14 protein-coding genes and 1 tRNA gene are annotated in these 18,265 nt (G+C 68.7%); 9 read left to right on the top strand and 6 right to left on the bottom strand.

Going from position 1 to position 18,265, the window contains the following annotated elements; genetic code table 11:
• Positions 1 to 136 precede the first annotated feature (136 nt).
• From G6O54_RS28940 to G6O54_RS28925, 4 genes are read left to right on the top strand one after another with little or no spacing between them, the layout of a single operon-like run.
• Positions 137 to 991, top strand: coding sequence for an exonuclease domain-containing protein (locus tag G6O54_RS28940; protein ID WP_165231446.1), 855 nt, complete (start codon positions 137 to 139; stop codon positions 989 to 991).
• A gap of 44 nt (positions 992 to 1,035) precedes the next feature.
• Complete coding sequence (locus G6O54_RS28935) at positions 1,036 to 1,605, top strand: DUF6580 family putative transport protein (RefSeq protein WP_165231443.1); 570 nt, start codon at positions 1,036 to 1,038, stop codon at positions 1,603 to 1,605.
• A 22-nt stretch (positions 1,606 to 1,627) separates the two neighbouring features.
• Entirely contained in the window at positions 1,628 to 2,344 is a 717-nt protein-coding gene (locus G6O54_RS28930) for a (5-formylfuran-3-yl)methyl phosphate synthase (RefSeq protein WP_165231440.1), read from the top strand.
• A complete protein-coding gene (locus tag G6O54_RS28925; RefSeq protein WP_165231437.1) occupies positions 2,329 to 3,690 on the top strand; it encodes an SGNH/GDSL hydrolase family protein in 1,362 nt (453 codons plus the stop codon). Before G6O54_RS28930 ends, G6O54_RS28925 begins: the two co-directional genes overlap by 16 nt.
• On the opposite strand, the gene G6O54_RS28920 is transcribed toward G6O54_RS28925, so the two are convergent.
• The 6 genes from G6O54_RS28920 to G6O54_RS28895 all read right to left on the bottom strand — a co-directional run bounded on the left by G6O54_RS28920 (position 3,630) and on the right by G6O54_RS28895 (position 14,119).
• Positions 3,630 to 4,052, bottom strand: coding sequence for a secondary thiamine-phosphate synthase enzyme YjbQ (locus G6O54_RS28920; RefSeq protein ID WP_165231434.1), 423 nt, complete (start codon positions 4,050 to 4,052; stop codon positions 3,630 to 3,632). The genes G6O54_RS28925 and G6O54_RS28920 overlap by 61 nt on opposite strands.
• Positions 4,053 to 4,169: 117 nt before the next feature.
• A complete protein-coding gene (locus tag G6O54_RS28915; protein ID WP_165231473.1) occupies positions 4,170 to 5,390 on the bottom strand; it encodes a sodium-dependent bicarbonate transport family permease in 1,221 nt (406 codons plus the stop codon).
• Positions 5,391 to 5,710: 320 nt separating this feature from the next.
• Positions 5,711 to 7,273 (bottom strand): proton-conducting transporter transmembrane domain-containing protein, encoded by a 1,563-nt coding sequence (locus G6O54_RS28910; protein ID WP_165231431.1) that lies wholly within the window; start codon positions 7,271 to 7,273, stop codon positions 5,711 to 5,713.
• Positions 7,270 to 8,655 carry a proton-conducting transporter transmembrane domain-containing protein gene (locus tag G6O54_RS28905; RefSeq protein ID WP_165231428.1) on the bottom strand — a complete coding sequence of 462 codons (1,386 nt, stop codon included), beginning with the start codon at positions 8,653 to 8,655 and terminating at the stop codon, positions 7,270 to 7,272. Before G6O54_RS28905 ends, G6O54_RS28910 begins: the two co-directional genes overlap by 4 nt.
• 28 nt (positions 8,656 to 8,683) lie before the next feature.
• On the bottom strand, positions 8,684 to 11,797 hold the full coding sequence (locus tag G6O54_RS28900) for a DUF2309 domain-containing protein (protein WP_165231425.1): 3,114 nt from the start codon (positions 11,795 to 11,797) through the stop codon (positions 8,684 to 8,686).
• Between the two features lie 420 nt (positions 11,798 to 12,217).
• Positions 12,218 to 14,119: a hypothetical protein gene (locus tag G6O54_RS28895; RefSeq protein WP_165231422.1), complete on the bottom strand. Its 1,902-nt coding sequence runs from the start codon at positions 14,117 to 14,119 to the stop codon at positions 12,218 to 12,220.
• A 384-nt stretch (positions 14,120 to 14,503) separates the two neighbouring features.
• Here G6O54_RS28895 and G6O54_RS28890 point away from each other — a divergent pair, with 384 nt between their 5' ends.
• The 5 genes from G6O54_RS28890 to G6O54_RS28870 all read left to right on the top strand — a co-directional run bounded on the left by G6O54_RS28890 (position 14,504) and on the right by G6O54_RS28870 (position 18,264).
• Complete coding sequence (locus G6O54_RS28890) at positions 14,504 to 14,725, top strand: hypothetical protein (RefSeq protein ID WP_165231419.1); 222 nt, start codon at positions 14,504 to 14,506, stop codon at positions 14,723 to 14,725.
• 204 nt (positions 14,726 to 14,929) lie between these two features.
• The gene (locus G6O54_RS28885; RefSeq protein ID WP_165231416.1) at positions 14,930 to 15,997 is read left to right on the top strand and encodes a Gfo/Idh/MocA family protein; all 1,068 of its coding nucleotides are present in this window, start codon (positions 14,930 to 14,932) and stop codon (positions 15,995 to 15,997) included.
• A gap of 119 nt (positions 15,998 to 16,116) precedes the next feature.
• Positions 16,117 to 16,187 (top strand) — tRNA-Gln (locus G6O54_RS28880).
• A 147-nt stretch (positions 16,188 to 16,334) separates the two neighbouring features.
• The gene (locus G6O54_RS28875) at positions 16,335 to 17,561 is read left to right on the top strand and encodes a tyrosine-type recombinase/integrase (protein ID WP_165231413.1); all 1,227 of its coding nucleotides are present in this window, start codon (positions 16,335 to 16,337) and stop codon (positions 17,559 to 17,561) included.
• Between the two features lie 31 nt (positions 17,562 to 17,592).
• A complete protein-coding gene (locus G6O54_RS28870; protein WP_165231411.1) occupies positions 17,593 to 18,264 on the top strand; it encodes a hypothetical protein in 672 nt (223 codons plus the stop codon).
• The last annotated feature ends 1 nt before the right edge of the window (position 18,265 follow it).

Genomic DNA, 18,265 nt, shown 5'->3' with positions numbered 1-18,265 from the left:
TCCGTCCATGGTGTCTTCAAGGATAGCCGACCGCGGCGGCGAGTCGGGATAATCTCTGAGCGGCCCGGTGCCGGAGATGTCGAGATTCGCGACCTTGCCGGCTCTTCGGGCGGAGGAGACTGAGGAGGGATGGTCGATGAGACCCAGCGGACCGGCTCGCGAATACATCGCCTTCGACCTCGAAACGACCGGCCTCTTCGCGCGGATCGATCGCGTCGTCGAGATCGCCGCCGTCCGTTTCACCGAGGCGGGGGAGGAGATCGGCCGGTTCGAGCGGCTCGTCAATCCCGGCCGGCCCATGGCCCCCGCGGCCCAGGCGATCCACGGGATTTCCGACGCCGACCTCGCGGACGCGCCCGGCGCCTGGGAGGTCCTGCCGGAATTCCTCGACTTCCTGGGCGATGATCGAACCACGGCCCTCGTCGCCCACAACGCGTGGTTCGACGCGGGGTTCCTCGGCACCGAGCTCCGCCGTGCCCGACTGGACGCGCCGGGCCACAGGGTCCTTGACACGCTCCCGCTGGCCAGGCGAAGGCGGCCGGAGCTACCCCGGCACCGACTCGAGGACCTGGTCCGGATCCTCGCCATCACGCCCCGGAGGTCGCATCGGGCGCTCGATGACGCGCTCTGCGTCAAGGATCTCTGGCTCGTCCTGGACGGCCCCGCCAGCCCGGCCGGGACTCTGGTCTCCTATCCGATCCATTCGGTCGAGGAGACGCCGGCGGCACCCCTGGGCTGGGACTTGCTCTCGTTCGCGATCGAGTCTCGATGCGTCGTCCGGATCGAGTATGATGGAGGGACCAAGGGCCGCGCCCCGCGACAGATCCTCCCGCGACGATACGTCCGCAAGGGGGGGGAGGCCTATGTCCTGGCGCACTGCCAGAAGGACGGGTTCGAGAAGGCCTTCCGCCTTGACCGAATCCTCCATTGCGAGCTCGCCGCCGAGCCCCCGCTTGTCCCCGTTGTTGAAGCCGGCCCGTCCGGCCGATAAACTAAACCACCGAAGCTCACGCGAAATCCTGCTCGGAGAATGAGATGCGAATCCTTGTTGCGCTTGCCCTGGCTGCCGTCGTGGTCGCTCTGAGGCTCGATCCCACTCACCAGGTGAACTTCGTCCCCATCGGGGCCCTGGCGCTCTTCGCCGGGAGTTGCCTCCCGTTGCGATTCGCCTGGGCTGTCCCCGTCGCGGTGATGGGCCTATCCGACCTCGTCCTGGACCATGGCACCGGACGTCCCCTCTTCGAGGCAACCCGGCTGCTGGACTACACAGCCCTCGCCCTGATCCCCCTGCTCGGCACCCTGACGCGCCGCTCGAAGGCCGACCTCTACCTGGTCCCCGGGCTGGCCGTGGCCGGATCGTTGATCTTCTTCGTCCTGAGCAACCTGGGTTCCTGGATCGACTTGCCGGGACTCTACACGCGCGACCTCGCCGGCCTGATGGACTCGTACTGGAAGGCAATCCCCTTCTATCGCAACTCGTTCCTGGCCGATCTCGTCGTGGCCCCGGTCGTCTTCGGCGCCGGCTACCTGGTCGAGCGTGCCTACCGGCGGATGCCGGCCGCCCAGGCGATCGCCCCGGAGACCGAGAAGCCCACCGCCGCCTGACAGACATGGCCGACCAACCGACATGGCGCAACTGCTCGTGAGCGTCCGCTCGGCCGCCGAGGCGGCCCTGGCCCATCGAGCTGGGGCCTCGATCATCGACGTCAAGGAGCCCGACGCGGGCCCGCTGGGCATGTCCTCGTGGCGCGACTGGATCGCCGTCCGACAGGGCCTGGGAGGGTCCGTGCCCGTGAGCGTTGCCCTCGGCGAGCTCTCGGACTGGATCGGCCCGTCGCCTCCGGCCGTGCCTCCCCATGCATGGCCCGGCCTGGCCTTCCGAAAGGTCGGCCTGGCGGGGTCCAGCCCGCGCTGGCGGGCGGAATGGGCCGAGGTCCGCGAGCAACTGGGAGACGCCGGGCCGGCATGGATCGCCGTCGCCTATGCCGATTGGAAATCCGCCGGAGCCCCCTCGCCGGACGAGGTCCTCGAGGCGGCGACCGAGTCCGACGCGATTTCGGGCCTGCTCCTGGACACCTGGTCCAAGGCATGCCCGCTTCGGATCGACCCGGAGCTGGTGGCCTGGTCGCGACGCGTCCGCGCGACCGGGAAGCGGCTCGCCGTCGCCGGGGGCCTCGATGCCGCGGCGATCCCCGGCGTCGCCTGCCTGAGGCCGGATATCGTCGCCGTCCGAGGGGCGGCCTGCGGTGGGGGGGACCGCCGGTCGTTCGTGGAACCCGAGCGAGTGGCGAAACTGGCGATGCTCGTAAGACGCCTGGAATTGACGCCGTGTCGAGACGATTGAACCAGCGGACCTTCCGCTTCATCGAGCGTCCCCAACGCCTCGCACGCCGATTCAAGGCCGGCATCCTCGCGGCCACGGCCCTGCTCGTCGTCCTGACGATCGGCGGCTCCTCGCACGGACGCAACGCGATCGCGTGGCTCGCCTCGCGCGGCCGATGGGCGGCGATCCGGGCCGTCGGCGGAAAACCGTCTCGCGCCGAGATCGACGCGGATTGGGCCCGCAGGCGCCGACATGACGTCGAACAGGCAAGAATTCGATTGCGGAAAACCTACGATCAGTACGACCCCGCAATGCGACGCCTGCTCGACTATGCCGGGCTCGATCCCGACCACGCACTGCTGCGGTGGGGGAATTTCGATCGGGTCGTCTATCTCCCCTCGACGGTCTTCGAGCCGGACGAGGACGGCCGATCCTACCGGCTCCGTCCCCTCACCCGTTCGGTCTGGATCCGGAATCTCAAGCTCAAGGACGGACTCCTTGCCTACTTTCCGCTTCCGGACGGCCCGCAGCTTGACGAGCTGGTCCAGGCGGCCGGCGCCGTGCTCGTCAAGACGTCCCGTCAGACGACCAGTTCGTGGGGCCTGCGGGGCCCGGAGCCGGAGCTTGCGGCCGATCTGCGGGGGATCGTGCTCGGCGACTCCTACATGCAGGGACTGTTCGTCGGCGACGACGAAACCCCGGTGGAATGCCTCAAACGCGAGCTGTCCGCGACGCTCAAGCGACGGGCCGAGATCCTGAACACGGGCCACCTCGGGTACTCGCCGGAGCAGGAGTTCTTCACGCTCCGGAGTCTGGCCGAGCGATTCCCGCCTCGATTCGTCGTCCTCAGCCTCTTCGCGAACGATTTCGGCGAGCTGTTCGAAGTGCTCGACGGCCGGGGAGACTGGGAGGAAAGCCGGTACTGGATCGAGCAGATCCTCGACTATTGCCGGACCCGGGGGATCGTCTGCCTGGTCGTCCCTGCCCCCTGGGTCAACCAGCTTCGGGGGCCTCGTCGGACGGGCCATTACCCGGGACGCCTCCCGGATCTCATCGACGTGGACTCGCTCGCTTATCTCGATCCCATCGAGGCCTTCGCCGCCGAGACGCTTCGGCTGTCCACCGGCCCGAAGGCATCCGCCGGCGCCGTCACGGCCAACCCGCTCTTCAATGGCGGCCTGGGCGATGGCCATTTTTCCGGCGCGGGATGCCGCCTCTGGGCGAAATCCGTCGCCGAGCGCCTGATCCTGCTGCTCAATCGGGAGGATTCGCCGCCTCGTGCGAGTGCCAGCCTCGGGTCGTCCGGTCACTCGCCGATGATCTTCACGAGCACCCGCTTGGGCCGCCGGCCGTCGAACTCGCCGTAAAAGATCCGCTCCCAGGGGCCGAAATCGAGCTTCCCCCGCGTGATGGCCACGACGACTTCGCGGCCCATGATCTGCCGCTTCATGTGGGCGTCGGCGTTGTCCTCCCCCGTCCGGTTGTGGCGGTATCGTTTGGGGGAGGCGTCGAACGGTGCCAGCGCCTCGAGCCAGTCCCTGTAATCCTCGTGCAGGCCGGGCTCGTCGTCATTGATGAAGACGGATGCCGTGATGTGCATGGCGTTAACCAGGAGGAGCCCCTCCTGGACCCCGGACTTGCGGACGATCTCCTCGATTCGAGGGGTGAGGTGGATGAACCCCACGCGCTCGGGGTGATGGATGGTGAGGTACTCGGTGTGTGACTTCATGCAGGTCTCGGGATCTCGTGATTCGTGAGTCGTTCCACGCCTACTTCCTAGCAGACGGCGTGCCGCCCAAGCCGGCACACCGCGAAGAGCGCCGGTGGTCGGAGTCCTGGCATCGCCTCAGGCGATGGGGAAGTTCCGCGTCACCGCCTTGGCGATCTCCATGTAGACGGGGATCCCGATGGTGACGTTGTACGAGAACGTGAGGCCCAGTGAGGCGGCCAGGGGGAGCGTGGGGCTCGCCTCGGGGATGGCCAGCCGCTGGACCGCCGGGACGGCGATGTAGGAGGCCGCGCCGCAGAGGACCGAGAAGAGGACGTAGGTCCCGAGGTCGAAGGGGACCCCGGTCGCCCAGGAGTAGGCATGCGCGACGACGATCCCGATCGTGGCGAAGAGGTTCGGCGCCAGGATTCCAAAGAGGACGTAGGGCAGCCCCGCGGTCTTCAGGTCCTTCAACTTCCGGGAGGCCGTCATCCCCATCTCGAGCAGGAAGAGGCAGAGGACGCCCTGGAACAGGTCGACGAAAAAGCTGTCGTCGGCGCGGGTGACCGCCTGGCCCTGCAACCCGCTGATGAGGCCGATGATGATGCCGCCGAACAGCAGGTAGAGGCCCGTATTGAGGAAGACCTCGTGGAGCAGCTTGCCGCTGATCAGCGGGGGCTTGCTCCTGACGCCATTCTCGCCCGCTTCTTCGTCGGGATGTTCCATCTTCTCGAGCGCCAGCTCGGCCTCGGATTCGACGTCCTGTTCGCGCTTCGTGGCGACGTGGGGACCGGGCTCGGCATGGGTCGGAAGCGGCGCGGAGCCTATGTCGTAGCCCGGTTCGTCGGGCATGTTGCCCTGGGGGTCCATGCCGTGGCTCCGGAGCCTGGCGATGAGGAAGAGGGCCACCAGACAGCCGGGGACTTCCATGACGGCCAGCATGACCGGCATGTAGGCCGCGTAGGCGACGTTGGCCGTGGTCAGCACGCCAAGGGCGGTCACGAACGTGCCCGCCGAGTCGGAGCCGTAGTAGCCCGCCACGGTCGCCTGATCGACCCTCCTCATCCGGGTCACGGCCCGGAGGATCAGGTAGGCGAGGACCCCAATGACGCCGTTGGTCAGGAAGCCGAGGAACATGAATCCCACGATCGAGCCGAGGTGTCCGGGATCGAGATGGGCCAGCTCCTCGCCCCCGTGCCAGCCGATCGCGATCAGGAGGTAGATCGTCAGGGCCTGGTACATGACGTACGGGAATTCGAAGTGCACGCGGAGGATCGGCACCAGGAAGCCCAGGTAGAAGAAGAGCAGGAGGGGCTTGAAGAGGTTGTGGCGGAAGTTGTTCCAGAACTCGGCCAGCATCGACCGGCCCTCGGGCTTCTCGGCCTCCGCGGGCGTGCCCTCCTCGACGGTCACCCGGGAGGCGGTCACCGAATCCAGGATCGTGACCCGCGAGCCGGGCTTCACGTCCTTCAGCTCGGAGACCCCCGAGGCGCCGGACTTCAGGGCCGTGGTCTTGTTGAAGTTGACCACCACGTCACGCTGGGCCTTCTCGTCATGGATGACCATCCGCGAGTTGTCGCGATCGATCGATTTGACGGTGCCTCGGATCTCGTCCGCGAGCAGCGGGAAGCCGACGACCAGGGTCGCGACGCCGAGGATCGCCGAGATTCGCAATAGTCTCATCGGTTCGAGCTCCTTGAACGTGAAACGGGCAGGACTCCCTCGGGCGCCCTCGGGATGGGGCGGCCGGAGATCGGCGACGCGAGGCCAGGTTCGATGCCGCCCGGTGCCGCCCCCGCCCGCCTCTCCGGCCCGGCCGAAGGAGGGGCTCCGTCGTGTTCGCCGGCGCCGGGGGCCACGTATTCCCTCCGTTCCTTGAGGATGGCGACGGCCGCCTCGTGTCGCGTGGTGACGCCGGGCTGGGGGAAGATCCCTCCGCCGAGAATGAGGGCGGAAAGGGTCAGCAGGGCGAATCGCTCCCGCTCCACGATCTTCAGGGGGATCGTCGATCGGTGCTTCGCCCCGGTGAACAGGATCAGGTAGGCCCGCACCACCGCGATGCCGTTCAGCGCCGCCGCCGCGACGACGACGAATCCCACGTACGGGCTCGCCTCGACGGCGCTGTCCACCAGCAGCTCGGCCGAGATGAACCCGACGGTGCCGGGGAATCCCACGCAGGCCAGCCCCGTCAGCAGGAAGCAGACCGCGAGCGTCGGCGAGTGCTCATAGATGCCCAGGTGATTCATGAGCGGAAGGCGGCCGTATCTCGACTCGAGCGCCCGCATCGTCAGCCCGAACCCGCCCAGGGACAGGATCACGCTGAACCAGAGGCAGAGCGACGCGGTGAGGGACATCTCCGTGTGCAGCTCCAGCCCCACCAGGACGAGCGACGCGTGGCTCAGGAAGAGATTGGCGAACATCCGCTGGCAGTCGCGCTGGATGGCCGCCATCCCCGCCGCATACGCGGCCGTGAAGAGCGAGGCGATCCCGATGCCCTGGAGCACCCACGCCGGCGCGATCGGCAGCACCAACCGGACCGCCGCGTAGACGCCGGCCAGCGGCGCGACGAAGAGGATCGCCACGCCGAAGGAGGCGTGTTCGAACCAATCCGTCACCCAGCAATGCGCCGGGACCGTGCCGCTGCGGACCAGGATCGCTGCCATCAGCATGACCACGGCCCAGATCGGCGGCGCCCCCCCGAGATTGGCCTCCACCCCGGCCCAGCCCAGGACCAGGAGCGTCACGAACAGGGCCATGTGCACCACGTAGACGCGCGTCGGGCGGCGGCGATTCCGGAGCTCGAAGTAGGGGGGGACCGTGCAGATCGAGAGCAGCCCCACCAGCAGCCAGGACGCCCTGCAACTGAACATGGCCAGGAGGATCGACTCGGAGGCCAGCGACCACGCGAACGAGAATCGCCGCATCCGGACCCGCGTGGTTGCCAGCGCCGTGAGGAAGTGGAGCAGGGCCGCCGCCGGGACCAGCGGCGCGCTCAGGTCATCCAGCGTCAGCAGGTCTCTACCGAAGAGCCGCGGCTGGAGGCTCGCGGCCCGGATCGCATCCGGATCCGCGCCGGTGTGGAAGCCCAGCCATGCCAGCACGCTGAAGGCGAAGACCGCCGCCGTGAATCCGAGCCCGATGCGGGCGGCTCGATGGGGATCCCGCACCCGGCCGACGGCGAGCGAGCCGACCACGCAGGCGCTGATCGTGATGTCCAGCCAGGGAAGCTCCAGGACGCTCATGAAGACTCCTCGATCGCCCCGAAGTGCGGCTTCTTCTCCTCAGACTCGCGCGATCGCTCCCCCGCCAGGAAATCCGTCCAGCGCCGCTCGAGCGCGTCGAGTCGACGCATCAGGGTCACGAACGGGACCGCGACGAAGTCCCTGAGGATCGCATCCAGGTATCCACGCTCCAGCGCCAGTCGATAGAGCCAGTCTCGCCGGCCCCGCCGCGGCCCGCCCCAGTCCGCCCTCCGCGGCAGCCGCCCGCCGATGGCGTCCTCGATCGCGTGGTAATCGCGGAGGATCGTCGGGGCTCGTACGAACTGGAGCGTCCGCAGGCAGGCGTGGCCCAGGATGTGAACGAGGGCCACATAGCGAAATCCGAGCCCGATCTCCGCGACGATGATCCCCACCTGCGAGAGGGACGCGAACGAGAGCGCCGACTTGATGTCGGTCTGGACGCTCCCGGCCAGGTAGGCGAAGACCGCGGTGTTCAGCCCCAGGAACGCGACGAGGGCGGCCAGCGGCGGGCTCGCGTCCAGCAAGGGGCTGGCCCGCAGCAGCAGGAACGCCCCGAGGTGGACCGACAGCGCCCCGTAGAAGACGGCGCTCGATGGCGTGGGCCCTTCCATCGCCCTCGGGAGCCATCCCGAGAAGGGGACCAGGGCCGACTTGCCGGACGCCGCCACCAGCAGGAGGATCCCGACCAGGAACGCCTGGTGGCCGGTGAGCGACGTCGCGACCTCCGGCCACAGCCCCGAACCCACGAGCTTGTCGAAGTCCCCCTCGCCGCGCAGGTGATGCATCGCGACCGCCGCGAGCAGCAGCGCCGCGTCCGAGATCCGGTAGATGATCCAGACCCAGAGCCCGTTCCGCGCCGGGCCCAGGCGGTGCTGGAAGAACGCCACCAGCAGGGCCGACGAGAGGCCGACCAGCTCCCACCCCGCGAAGAGGGTCTCGATCGTGCCGGCCAGCGACGTCACCACCATCCCCAGCACGAAGGTCGTGTAGAGCACGAAGAACCGGTTGTACCCCTCGTCCCGGTGCATGTACCGGCTCGCGAAGGCGCCGATCGTCCCGGAGAGGGTGAACGACAGGATCGCCATCGGCACCGAAAGTCGGTCGAACACGAACTTGATCGCGAAGTGGTACTGGCCCGGTATGACCACCCAGTCGCCGACCTCGATCGGGACGTGCCGCACGCCGCTCCAGAGCATCAGCCCAAGGTTCGCCAGCGCCGCGACCAGCCCCGTGACCGTGCCGGCCTTAAGGACCCGCGTCGTCGTCGATTCGCTCAGCACCCGCCCGAGCAGCGAGCTGATCCCGAGGATCAGCACCAGCAGCAAGGGGGCCGCGATCACGACATCCCCCAGGCCAATCATGACCTTCTCCACGGTCGGCATGTCCGGCAGACTCCTCGATTCCCCCGCCTCAACCCCGAGGCCCGATCTCCGCGAACTCGAGATGATCGCGCCAGCCCCGATACCAGCGGACCGACGACTCCGCCGACGGCAAGCCCGCGGCCTGCGGGCTATAGGGCCGGAACTCCCCCCCCTGATAGGATGCGAACTCGCCGCTGACGGGATCCAGCAGCGCCAGGCGGACCCAGCGGTTGCGGCAGAGCCGGCCGATGCCCTCCATCCGGTCCATGATCCGGGTCATCACGGCCGGCGTGGTCTCTATGATGAACAGCAGCCGCACCGGCTCGTGGCTCTCGACCATCTGCCAGGGGAGGCCCGTCCGCAGGTCGCTGGCCGCACCCTCCATGACCCCGAGCATCGCCGAGACGTTGTGCGGCAGTTTCGTCCCCGCGCCCCAGCCGTAATTGTCCACGTGGGAGAAGTAGTATTCCAGGTTGATGCCGCCGCAGACCGGGAACACCGCCCCCAGGATCCGTGCCAGGATCGTCCCATCCTCATCGTCCTGGCGCGGGTCGTACGAGGCCAGGAAGGCGCGACGGTCCAGGTAGAGGCCCCGGGACGACTCGCGCCGGCCCACGATGCAAACGGCGTTGGTCGCGTGCCCCCACTCCGGCCGGACCTGCGCGAGGTCCTCGGCCCGGCCCTCCACGTGCTGGCGGGCCGCCTCGAACGTCAGCGACAGTGGCGCCAGCTCGAACCGCCGGCTCCGCTCGTGGGCGTTGCGGGCGGCGGCGGCCTCGATCCGGGAACGAAAGGTCAGGAATTCGTCCGCGAGCGACTCCGGGACGAGATCCGCGTCGTAGAACGCCATCGACTCGTTCGTCGTGTTGTGCATCCCCCCCACGAAATGCGTCCCCGCCGGCACGGCGAGCCCCCGCCCCGCGAGGATCTCCCGGACCCCGGGGTGGTTCATGATCTGGGCGAACGCCCGCGCATTGGGACCGCCCCGTGCCCCGCCGCAGGCCCCGCAATCGTAGGCGGATTCGTGGGGATTGTTGATCGTGGAGGATCCGTGGCCGATCACGAAGACCAGCGGCGAGACGTACCGCGTCATGGCGATCTCGCGGAGGACCTTCTCGGCGATCGCGGCCATCTCCTCCACGGTGAAGCCCAGCCCATCCCCCTCCGGCCCGGGGTCGCACCCGCCGCGTTCCAGCCGGAGACGAGTCGAGGGCGCGGAGTCGACGAACCGCCCGAAGCGACGCCTCACTCGAGAGGTCGTCCGGGGGAAGAGCGTCCGGGCGACCAGCGGGATCGAGGCGAGGACCCCCACGAGCGTCGCCAGGAATGCACCGAAGGTCAGCGAGCGGCTGCCGACCTGGAGCTGGTACGACGCCAGCCCGAGCGCCCGGCGAAGCCGCTGGCGGACCCTCCGGCTGTCGCCGACGACGTCCTCCACGACCCAGTTTCGCGGCTGGACCATCCCCGGGCAGAGCGGCATGAAATGGGCATCGGTCGCCCCGCGATAGTACATCGGGACCGCGAAGTAGCCGGCCGTCCCGAACGTCTGGACCTCCGGCAGCAGCTCCTCGAGATGCCGCCGGATCGACTCCTCGCGCTCGTCGAGGCAGAAGATCGCCTGGAACCGTGGCTCGGCCGGCGTCGGCGCCGGCCTGCGGACGTGGAGCGCCACGGCGTCGGCCGCCTGGGTGTAGAATCGCCGCTCGTAGGCGAGATGATACACCCGCCGCCGCTCGAGGCTCCCGAAGGACTCGATCTCCCGGAGCATCGCCCCCCATTGCTCTCGCGTCAATCGATACAGGACGTCTGGGGGCAATCCCCGGAGCTGGACGAGCTGGAAGACGAGGAACGCACGCTGCTCCACGCTCGGCTTCGGAGGCCAGGGGAACTGGAGCCGGCAGACTTCGCGCAGGACGTCCAGGGCGACGGGCTCGCCGAATGCCTCCGCCGCCGTGTAATCGAGCGCGTAGCGGTCCAGGATCAGGCGGACCGCCAGGAATTCCACCAGGCTCCCCGCCGGGATCGGATGGACCACCCGGTCCCTGCGGGACTCCACCTCGCGGATCATCCCCGCCCAGCCCCGCAGCGCCAGCAACGTCGCCGAGATGAACGGCTCCCAGTGGGACGGCCCGACGCCGAGCTTCCGGAGCGACTCGCGGATGGAGGCGAGCGGCGTCACTCCGGCCTCGGATAGCTTCGCCAGCTCTTCCGACAGTCCCCGCATCCAGCGGTCCGGCGGGCCGTAGGGCTGGCCGTAGAGCCGGCAGAAACAGCGGAAGAACCCCTCGTCGCGGCCGGGCATCGACCAGCCGGCCATCCCCTGGTCCAGGAACGCGGCACAGAACCGGATCAGGAGCTCGTTGACCGGCCGGTCGGCGTCGAATCCGGTCGCCACCATGAGCTTGTCGCGATGCCGGATCGGCTCGGGGGCGGCCGACCGGTAGAGGGGCAGGTCGCGGACTCCGTCGCAGCAGAGCCTCCAGAGGGCCTGGACCGTGAAGCCCTCCCATTCGGACTCGCTCCAGTGCTCCATCCGCGAGTCGTCGAAGCGCTCCAGGAGCTCCTCCAGATCGCCGGGCCGCCGCGGCTCGGCCGGGGCCGTCACGACCGATGGGGCGTCGTCCTCGGCCTCCGCCGAGGTCCGCAGGTCGCGAATCACCCAGCGGCGGGTCTCGGCGATGAGCAGCGCCCGGTCCGCCGCCGAGACCTCCTGGCGGACGCGACGGAGCCCGTCGGCTTCCGCCACGAACCAGACCAGCTCGTCCGTCGGCGCGAATCGAGGGGGATGCTCCAGCATCTCGAGCTGCAGCTCGAGCCTGGTCCCGAAGCAGGGGACCTCCCGGCTTGCGGCGTCCCCCAGGTCCTGGACGAGCGCCTCGCGGAGGTCCTCGAACCGGATCCGCCCTCGGAGCAGCTCCTGGCGATAGCGATCCTCGCTCAGGTACGGCTCGCAGCCGTAGATCTCCGACGCCCGGTTCAGGGCCTCGTTGAACGGCAGGTCCTCGAACGCGTGCAGCGTGTTGTGGTGGATGAAGACGGTGATCGGGCCCTGCGCGGGCAGCAGATGGCCAGCGTGCTCGATCATCTCGCCGAGGTGCCCGAGGTCGTCCTCGAGCCCCTCTCCCGACGCAGAGACCGGCTGCCGTAGGCTCGAAGCGGACATCAGCGACACGCCGCCGTCATGACGGCGGGCTCCTTCACGGATAGCGATCATCCAGGTGAATGCGGGTGGTCAATCCCCGCGCCGGGCGACCTCGCCCCTCTCGTCGTCAGACGGATCGCGACCGGCGACGATCCCCGCCCGGCCCCGCGGTGCGAATCGATAGACGTCGTCACTCATGTTCATGGGCGCAGCGGTCCGCCACCCGTCGGAAGAATCCGGAAATCATCGAGGCTGCCCGGGTGGGAGAGGATGGGCATATGTCTCGAATCGATCTTTCATCGCAGATTGGACGCCGCAGAGAGCCGGCAAGTCCGACGATAGGATCATACCGGAAGCGCCCCGGTTCGGGCAAGTCCGACCGCGAGGGGAAGGAAACGTAGCAAGACGATGAAAAGGAGCTTCAGGCGGCGTCCCCGGCGATCATCTCGGGCTGCGGGCCAACGGGAGCCGCTCGCCCGAGGCCGATTCGGGATGCGGCGGTATCTCCGCCCAGGCCGAGACCCTTCGGCCCCGTGAATCGACGCCCACGGCCCGCACGACGATCGGGCCGGCCGATGCCACCTCGCCGGCCAGTGGCACGGGGCGAGAACGAAGGATGCCATGGCCGGCGAGGGCGGACGACCCGAAGGTGGACGCGATTCCGAGCATGTCCAGCCGCCCGCGAGCGACATCCACGGCACGCGGGGACGCGGCCGGCACCAGCGGCCCCCAGGAGAGCGCGACCAGCCGCAGGGGCTGGCCGTCCCGCTCGCGGACAACTCCGCGGAGTTGGGGTTCGCCGCCCGCGGAGGCGGAGACCTCCGCCTCCAGCCGCAGCGAGGGGAGCCCGCTCGGGAGCGGCACCAGGGTCACCTGAATGTCCGCTTCCTCCGGCCCCTCGATCTCGACCTCGACTCCTCCCGAGGCGCGAGAATCGAGCACGACATAGTGGCTGCTCGTCCCGGCCGTCGACCATCGATGCGGCTCGCCTCCCGGCTCCACGATCGACGCGCGAGGCCCCCCGAGCTGCCACTCCTCCTGGTCCGCGGACGAGGAGGCGTCTCCTCCATTCACCCCACGCCCTCCCGCTCCAAGGCCGGCGAGGAAGAGTTCGACCGACCAGTCGCGGTAGAGATCGGAGAAGCGGCAACCGGTCGCCGCCTCCAGGTTCTCCGTCCCCGACAGCGGCGATTGGATCAGCGTCGGGATCAGGTCCCGACCGAATCGCTCCGCACACCATCTCAGGAACAGGTAGGTGCTGCCCCGATTCCCGTGGCTCCGGAACAGGTCCGCCGCGTAGTAATCCCCCACCACGAGCTGGTAACGCTCCGGACCGGCCAGGTAGGCTGCCACGCGATAGTCGATGTTCGTCCGCGAGAAGGCGTGCATGTCCTCGGCCAGGTGGGCGATCGCCTCGTCGAGCCACCCTTCCTCCTCGATGCCCGGGGATTGCTCCTTCGACCGGCCGGCCGACCTGGACTTGCCCCCGAAGACCACGGCGTGCATGTACTCGTGAGCCAGGATCGTCCTCAGGTAGGGCCCGGCCGTCAGCCCGCTATTCACGTACATCATGTCGCAGCGGTTGCCGAACGGCGGCGCGAAGGCGAGGTCCAGGTCGGAGACCCGGACGAAGCCGTCCACGGCGTGCCGGCCATTCCCGAGCCGCCCGAGCCAGCCGGAGACCAGCACCGTGAACCGGCCGTCGCCGTCGACGTCATCCGCCAGCCCGGTCGCCTTCGAGGCCACGGGGTAGATCCGATCGTCGAAGGTCTCGACGATGTCCTGGAGCAGGTCGGGCCGGACCGTGGCCACCTCCTCGGCCCCCACGTAGACCTGGACCCGCTTCCCAACCGCCCGCAGGACCCCCCGGACCTCGCCGTAGTTGCTCGCGTTCGTGACGTCGCCGTCGCGCATCATGAGCTGGAATCGACGCTCCCGCGGAGGCGTCCCCTTCAAGGGCTCCGCGACCGGCTCCCCCCGATAACCCCGCAGTTGGGGCGGCCGACGCACGGGCGCCTCGGGCCGCTCGATCCGGCGCGAGCCCGGCGTCGCCAGGGCCGTCGCCCGGAGCTCGATCGGGAAGGGACCGGGGCGACGAGCCAGCGACGAGACGACCAGGAGCGATTTCTCTCCCGGCCCCGTCACATCCCAGGCCAGGCTGGCCCGCCCTCGATTCACCGCGACCGGGACCGGCTCGGCGAGTCGATCCCCGACCGGAACCGCCGCAACCGTCGGATGGCTCGTGTCGGTCCCCGCACGCACGCCGGCCAGCACCACCATAAGGGCTGTCACCAGGAGCCCCAGGATGCGGACCGAGGCAAGCGAGTGAGGCGAAAATCCCATTCGAGATCACCAGGCCGGGACGACGAATGACCCGGCCTCGGTGCCGCGGCCGGCACCTGGGGAAACGCCGAGACAGCCTTTCGATCGGCCCTGCCGGATGCCGGGCTTGAATCGATCGCGCAAGGAATCCCGACCGCGATTTCGGGGGGAAAACTTGAGGCTTTTCCCGCGATTCCGGGCCGCGAATCGGCCGCCCCGACGGACGGCCTGCCACGGAACAACCCCCTTCAGGATTAGAGGTTAGACCGCATGGATCGGTCACGCGGATTGATCGCCCGGGATCGGCCCACGATCCGGCGAATCCGGGGGCGCCCGGCGTTTCCCCGGACGATACCATTTCCGACCGCGCGGCCTTTCTCCGCCTACCAGGAGGTCCAGACCAAGATGCCCTCAGGACGACACGTCTCTCGCCGCAAGTCCTTTCTGATTCTCGGCTTCCTGGCCGGCTCCGTGGCGGGCTGCGCCTCCGATCGATTCGGCGGCCCCCCTCCGGACTCCACGAACGTCGTCCAGCGCCCCGTCTATCCGGTGCCGGGAACCAAGCCTCTCTACATCGGCGGCTATGCGGGCGCCTACTACGGGCCGACCCGGTTCCCGGGCCGATAAGGCGGGCCTCGCACGCGCCGCCGGGCCGGGACGAGGCACAGGTCGTCGAGCCCACCGCCTTGGATGCCGGACGGGCAGATCCTACAATCGGAAGGGTCGCTCAACGGGGACCTCTCGAGTGTCCCCGGCGAGATGCCCGCCAGGTCTCCCTTCCACTTGAGCCGCAGGCACTTCGCCGATCGTCGCGAAGAGACGGGCGGAATCATGGCGCAGGGTCAGATACGTATCGGGATCGTGGGGGCCGGCCAGGTTGTCCGCGCCAGGCACATCCCCGGATTCCTGAAGCAGCCCGGGGTGCGGCTCGTCGGGGTCTGCAATCGTCACCGCGAATCCTCGGCGCGGGTGGCCCGCGAGTTCGACATCCCTCGGATCTATGCGAACTGGGAAGAGCTGATCTCCGACCCCGAGATCGACGCGGTCCTGATCGGCACCTGGCCTTACCTGCATTGCTCCGTGACGCTGGCGGCCCTGGACGCGGGCAAGCACGTCCTGACCCAGGCCCGGATGGCCATGAACGCCCGCGAGTCGCAGCGGATGCTCGAGAAGTCGAAGGAGCACCCGAGCCTCGTCGCCATGATCGTCCCCAGCCCCTACGGGCTCACCGGAGAGTCCTTCATCCGCTCGCTCATCGACGACGGCTTCCTCGGCGAGCTCCGCGAGCTTCGGGTGGACAGCATCAATGGGGAGCTCGCCGATCCCGAGACCCCGATGGGCTGGCGTCAGATGACGCGCTATTCCGGGTTCAACATGCTGACGCTCGGGATCGTGTATGAGACCGTCCTGCGCGTGGCTCCCCCCGCCGATCGAGTCCTCGCCTACGCCTCGAAGCTGGTGGAGCGTCGGTTCGACCCCGAGCTCGGGAAGCTCGCCCGGGTCGGGACGCCGGACAGCATCCAGGTCCTGACGACCCAGGAAGGGGGCTCGGTGGGCGTCTACCGGATCAGCGGGGTCTCCTGGCACGACCCGACGATGACGATCACCCTGGTCGGGAGCGAGGGGACCATTGTCTACGACCTGCTCCAGGACGAGATCCGAGCCGCCCGGTCGAGAGAGACCGACCTGAAACCTCTGCCCATCCCGGCCGAATCACGGGGCCGCTGGCGGGTCGAGGAGGACTTCCTCGCGGCGATCCGGGAAGAGCGTCCCGTGACGCACACCGACTTCGCGACCGGCGGCCTCTACATGCAATTCACCGAAGCCGTCGCCCGCAGCTCCCGCCACCAGGTCCCCGTCCGCCTGCCGCTCCAGGAGTTTTCCAACCCCAGCCTCTAGCAGGCGTGCCCGAACCCACACCCCCGCGACGAGTTCCGACCAGCCGCTTCGACCTTGAAAGAAACCGGCGAACCTCGTACCATGACCTGTGTGGCCACGATTGGCCAACCGCCTACCTTTGGGGATTGGTGTAACGGTAGCACGACTGACTCTGGATCAGTTAGTCTAGGTTCGAATCCTAGATCCCCAGCTTAACCTAAGTCGCCATCAAATCAGGAGTTACGACGAAAAACAGAGCTCTTCGCGACGGGCTTTGGGGAAAATTTGGGGAATCCGCCGGGTCGCATTGGGGTTACGTTGGCGTCCTCCGCGTAAGATTGCGAGGGAGGACTGCGACGTGGCATCACTCGAACAGCGACCGGGCGGTCGGTGGCGGATCGTGTTCGTCTGGGAAGGGCGTCGGCATTCTCATTCGCTGGCGAAGGCCACCAAAGAGGAGGCGACCGCCTGCCGACACCGACTGGAGGAGAGCCTCCGGCTGGTCGATCGGGGAATTCTCCAGATCCCGCCGGGGGCGGACGTCGGACGGTTCCTGGTCTCCGGCGGCAAGGTCACGGCCAAACCGGGGGGCGAGGCCCCGCTGACCCTCTCGGCGCTCCTGAAGCGGTACGAAGCCGAGCACCCCGCCGGCCGCAAGGAGGCCAACACCCGCGACACCGAGCGGATCCACGCCGCACACCTCACGCGGCTCCTCGGCAAGTCGCTCCCCGTCGCCTCCATCTCTACGGAAGCCCTGCAGCGGTACGTCGACCGTCGCGGGCTCGAAAAGGGGCGACGGGGCCGGACCATCTCGCACGCGACGGTCCGGAAGGAACTGGGGACGCTCGCCAGCATCTGGAACCGGTGGGCCAAGCCCCTGGGACTCGTACCAGGGCCGCTGTCGCTCGCCGGGCTCACTTTCGGTAAGGTCCGCGGCAAGCCGCCGTTCCAGGTCCGCGAGCAGATCGAGCGGCAGATCGCCCGAGGCGGCCTCACGGACGCCCAGATCGACGAGCTGTGGGGGAGCCTCTTCCTCACGCTCGATCAGGTCCGCGAGCTCCTCGACGCGGCCCGGGAGAGGTGTCACGCCCGCTGGGCGTTCGTCGCCATCAGCCTGGCAGCCTACACCGGCGCCCGGCGGTCCGAGATCCTCCGGTCTCGGGTCGACGACCTGGACTTCGACCGCGGCGTCGTGACGCTCCGCGAGAAGAAGAAGGACCGGGGCAGCGAGCTCACGTTCCGGACGGTCCCCATGGCCGGCGAGCTGCGGGCCATCCTCCGCGAGTGGCTGGATTCGCAACACCCGGGCGGTCCTTACACCGTCTGCGGCAAGGGCGGGCGACCGATCTCGGTTCAGATGGCCGCGAAGGCGTTCCGTCAGGCCCTGAAGGGGAGTCCCTGGGCGGTCGCGCCGGGCTATCACACGCTCAGGCACTCCTTCGCCAGCAACTGCGCCCTCAAGGGGATCGACGAACGTGTCGTGGACAGCTGGATGGGCCACCAGACCGAGGCGATGCGACGGAGGTATCGCCATCTCTTCCCCGACCAGCAGCAGGATGCCATCCGGTCGGTCTTCGGCGACTGACAGTCTTTGACACCACCTGCGGAGCGGCACCATGTGGATCTTGCCCAGCGATGACGACGATGACGACAGCGAGGGCGTCTTGACCGGGGCGATGAAGGACCTGTTCGTGGCGGGCGTGTCGGCGTACTGGGACGGCGTCGAGCTCGAGCTCGAATGCTCCGACGACGACGAGCCCTGGAATCCCGACGGCACGCCCTTCGAGCGGCTGCCGTCGCCCGAGCGGCTCGTGGTGCTGGCCCGGGTGGCCGGGGGGCTCCTCGATCGGGACGTCCCGGCCGTCGACCTGACGGCCGTCGACGACGCCGCGGTCGCCGCGATCTTCGACTGCATCCGGGATCGCGTCGATGAAGAGATCCGATCCCGCCAGCGGGGCCGCGAGTTCCGGGTCCTGGCGGCCAGTGCCGCCCGCGAGGCCCTGCCGAACCGGCTGGACGGCTATCCGCGGGTCACGAGCACCGACAGGGAGGCGTGGGACGATCTGCTCGACGCCCTCGCCGACACGGTCCTCTTCGATGAGGACTTCGCGGAGGACCCGCTCTTCCAGGACCTGGACCCGGCGCGGGCGGCGGACGTGCGGCGGGCGGCCGGCATCCACGAGGACTATTTCGCCGCCGCGCCGCCGCTGGCGAGCCCCGCCGCGATCGAAGCCGCCCGCGCCGTCCTCCGGCGGGTCTGCGGCCGTCCCGCCGCCCACCGAATCTGAG

Source organism: Aquisphaera insulae, from assembly GCF_011064615.1.
Classification (GTDB): domain Bacteria; phylum Planctomycetota; class Planctomycetia; order Isosphaerales; family Isosphaeraceae; genus Aquisphaera; species Aquisphaera insulae.
This window is presented reverse-complemented; position numbering and strand designations above follow the sequence as displayed.

Coding starts and splice junctions, on each gene's coding strand:
- G6O54_RS28940 (WP_165231446.1), top strand. CDS start 137: ATGAGACCCAGCGGACCGGCTCGCGAATACATCGCCTTCGACCTCGAA.
- G6O54_RS28935 (WP_165231443.1), top strand. CDS start 1,036: ATGCGAATCCTTGTTGCGCTTGCCCTGGCTGCCGTCGTGGTCGCTCTG.
- G6O54_RS28930 (WP_165231440.1), top strand. CDS start 1,628: ATGGCGCAACTGCTCGTGAGCGTCCGCTCGGCCGCCGAGGCGGCCCTG.
- G6O54_RS28920 (WP_165231434.1), bottom strand. CDS start 4,052: ATGAAGTCACACACCGAGTACCTCACCATCCATCACCCCGAGCGCGTG.
- G6O54_RS28915 (WP_165231473.1), bottom strand. CDS start 5,390: ATGCTGGCCGAGTTCTGGAACAACTTCCGCCACAACCTCTTCAAGCCC.
- G6O54_RS28910 (WP_165231431.1), bottom strand. CDS start 7,273: ATGAGCGTCCTGGAGCTTCCCTGGCTGGACATCACGATCAGCGCCTGC.
- G6O54_RS28905 (WP_165231428.1), bottom strand. CDS start 8,655: ATGCCGACCGTGGAGAAGGTCATGATTGGCCTGGGGGATGTCGTGATC.
- G6O54_RS28900 (WP_165231425.1), bottom strand. CDS start 11,797: ATGTCCGCTTCGAGCCTACGGCAGCCGGTCTCTGCGTCGGGAGAGGGG.
- G6O54_RS28895 (WP_165231422.1), bottom strand. CDS start 14,119: ATGGGATTTTCGCCTCACTCGCTTGCCTCGGTCCGCATCCTGGGGCTC.
- G6O54_RS28890 (WP_165231419.1), top strand. CDS start 14,504: ATGCCCTCAGGACGACACGTCTCTCGCCGCAAGTCCTTTCTGATTCTC.
- G6O54_RS28885 (WP_165231416.1), top strand. CDS start 14,930: ATGGCGCAGGGTCAGATACGTATCGGGATCGTGGGGGCCGGCCAGGTT.
- G6O54_RS28870 (WP_165231411.1), top strand. CDS start 17,593: ATGTGGATCTTGCCCAGCGATGACGACGATGACGACAGCGAGGGCGTC.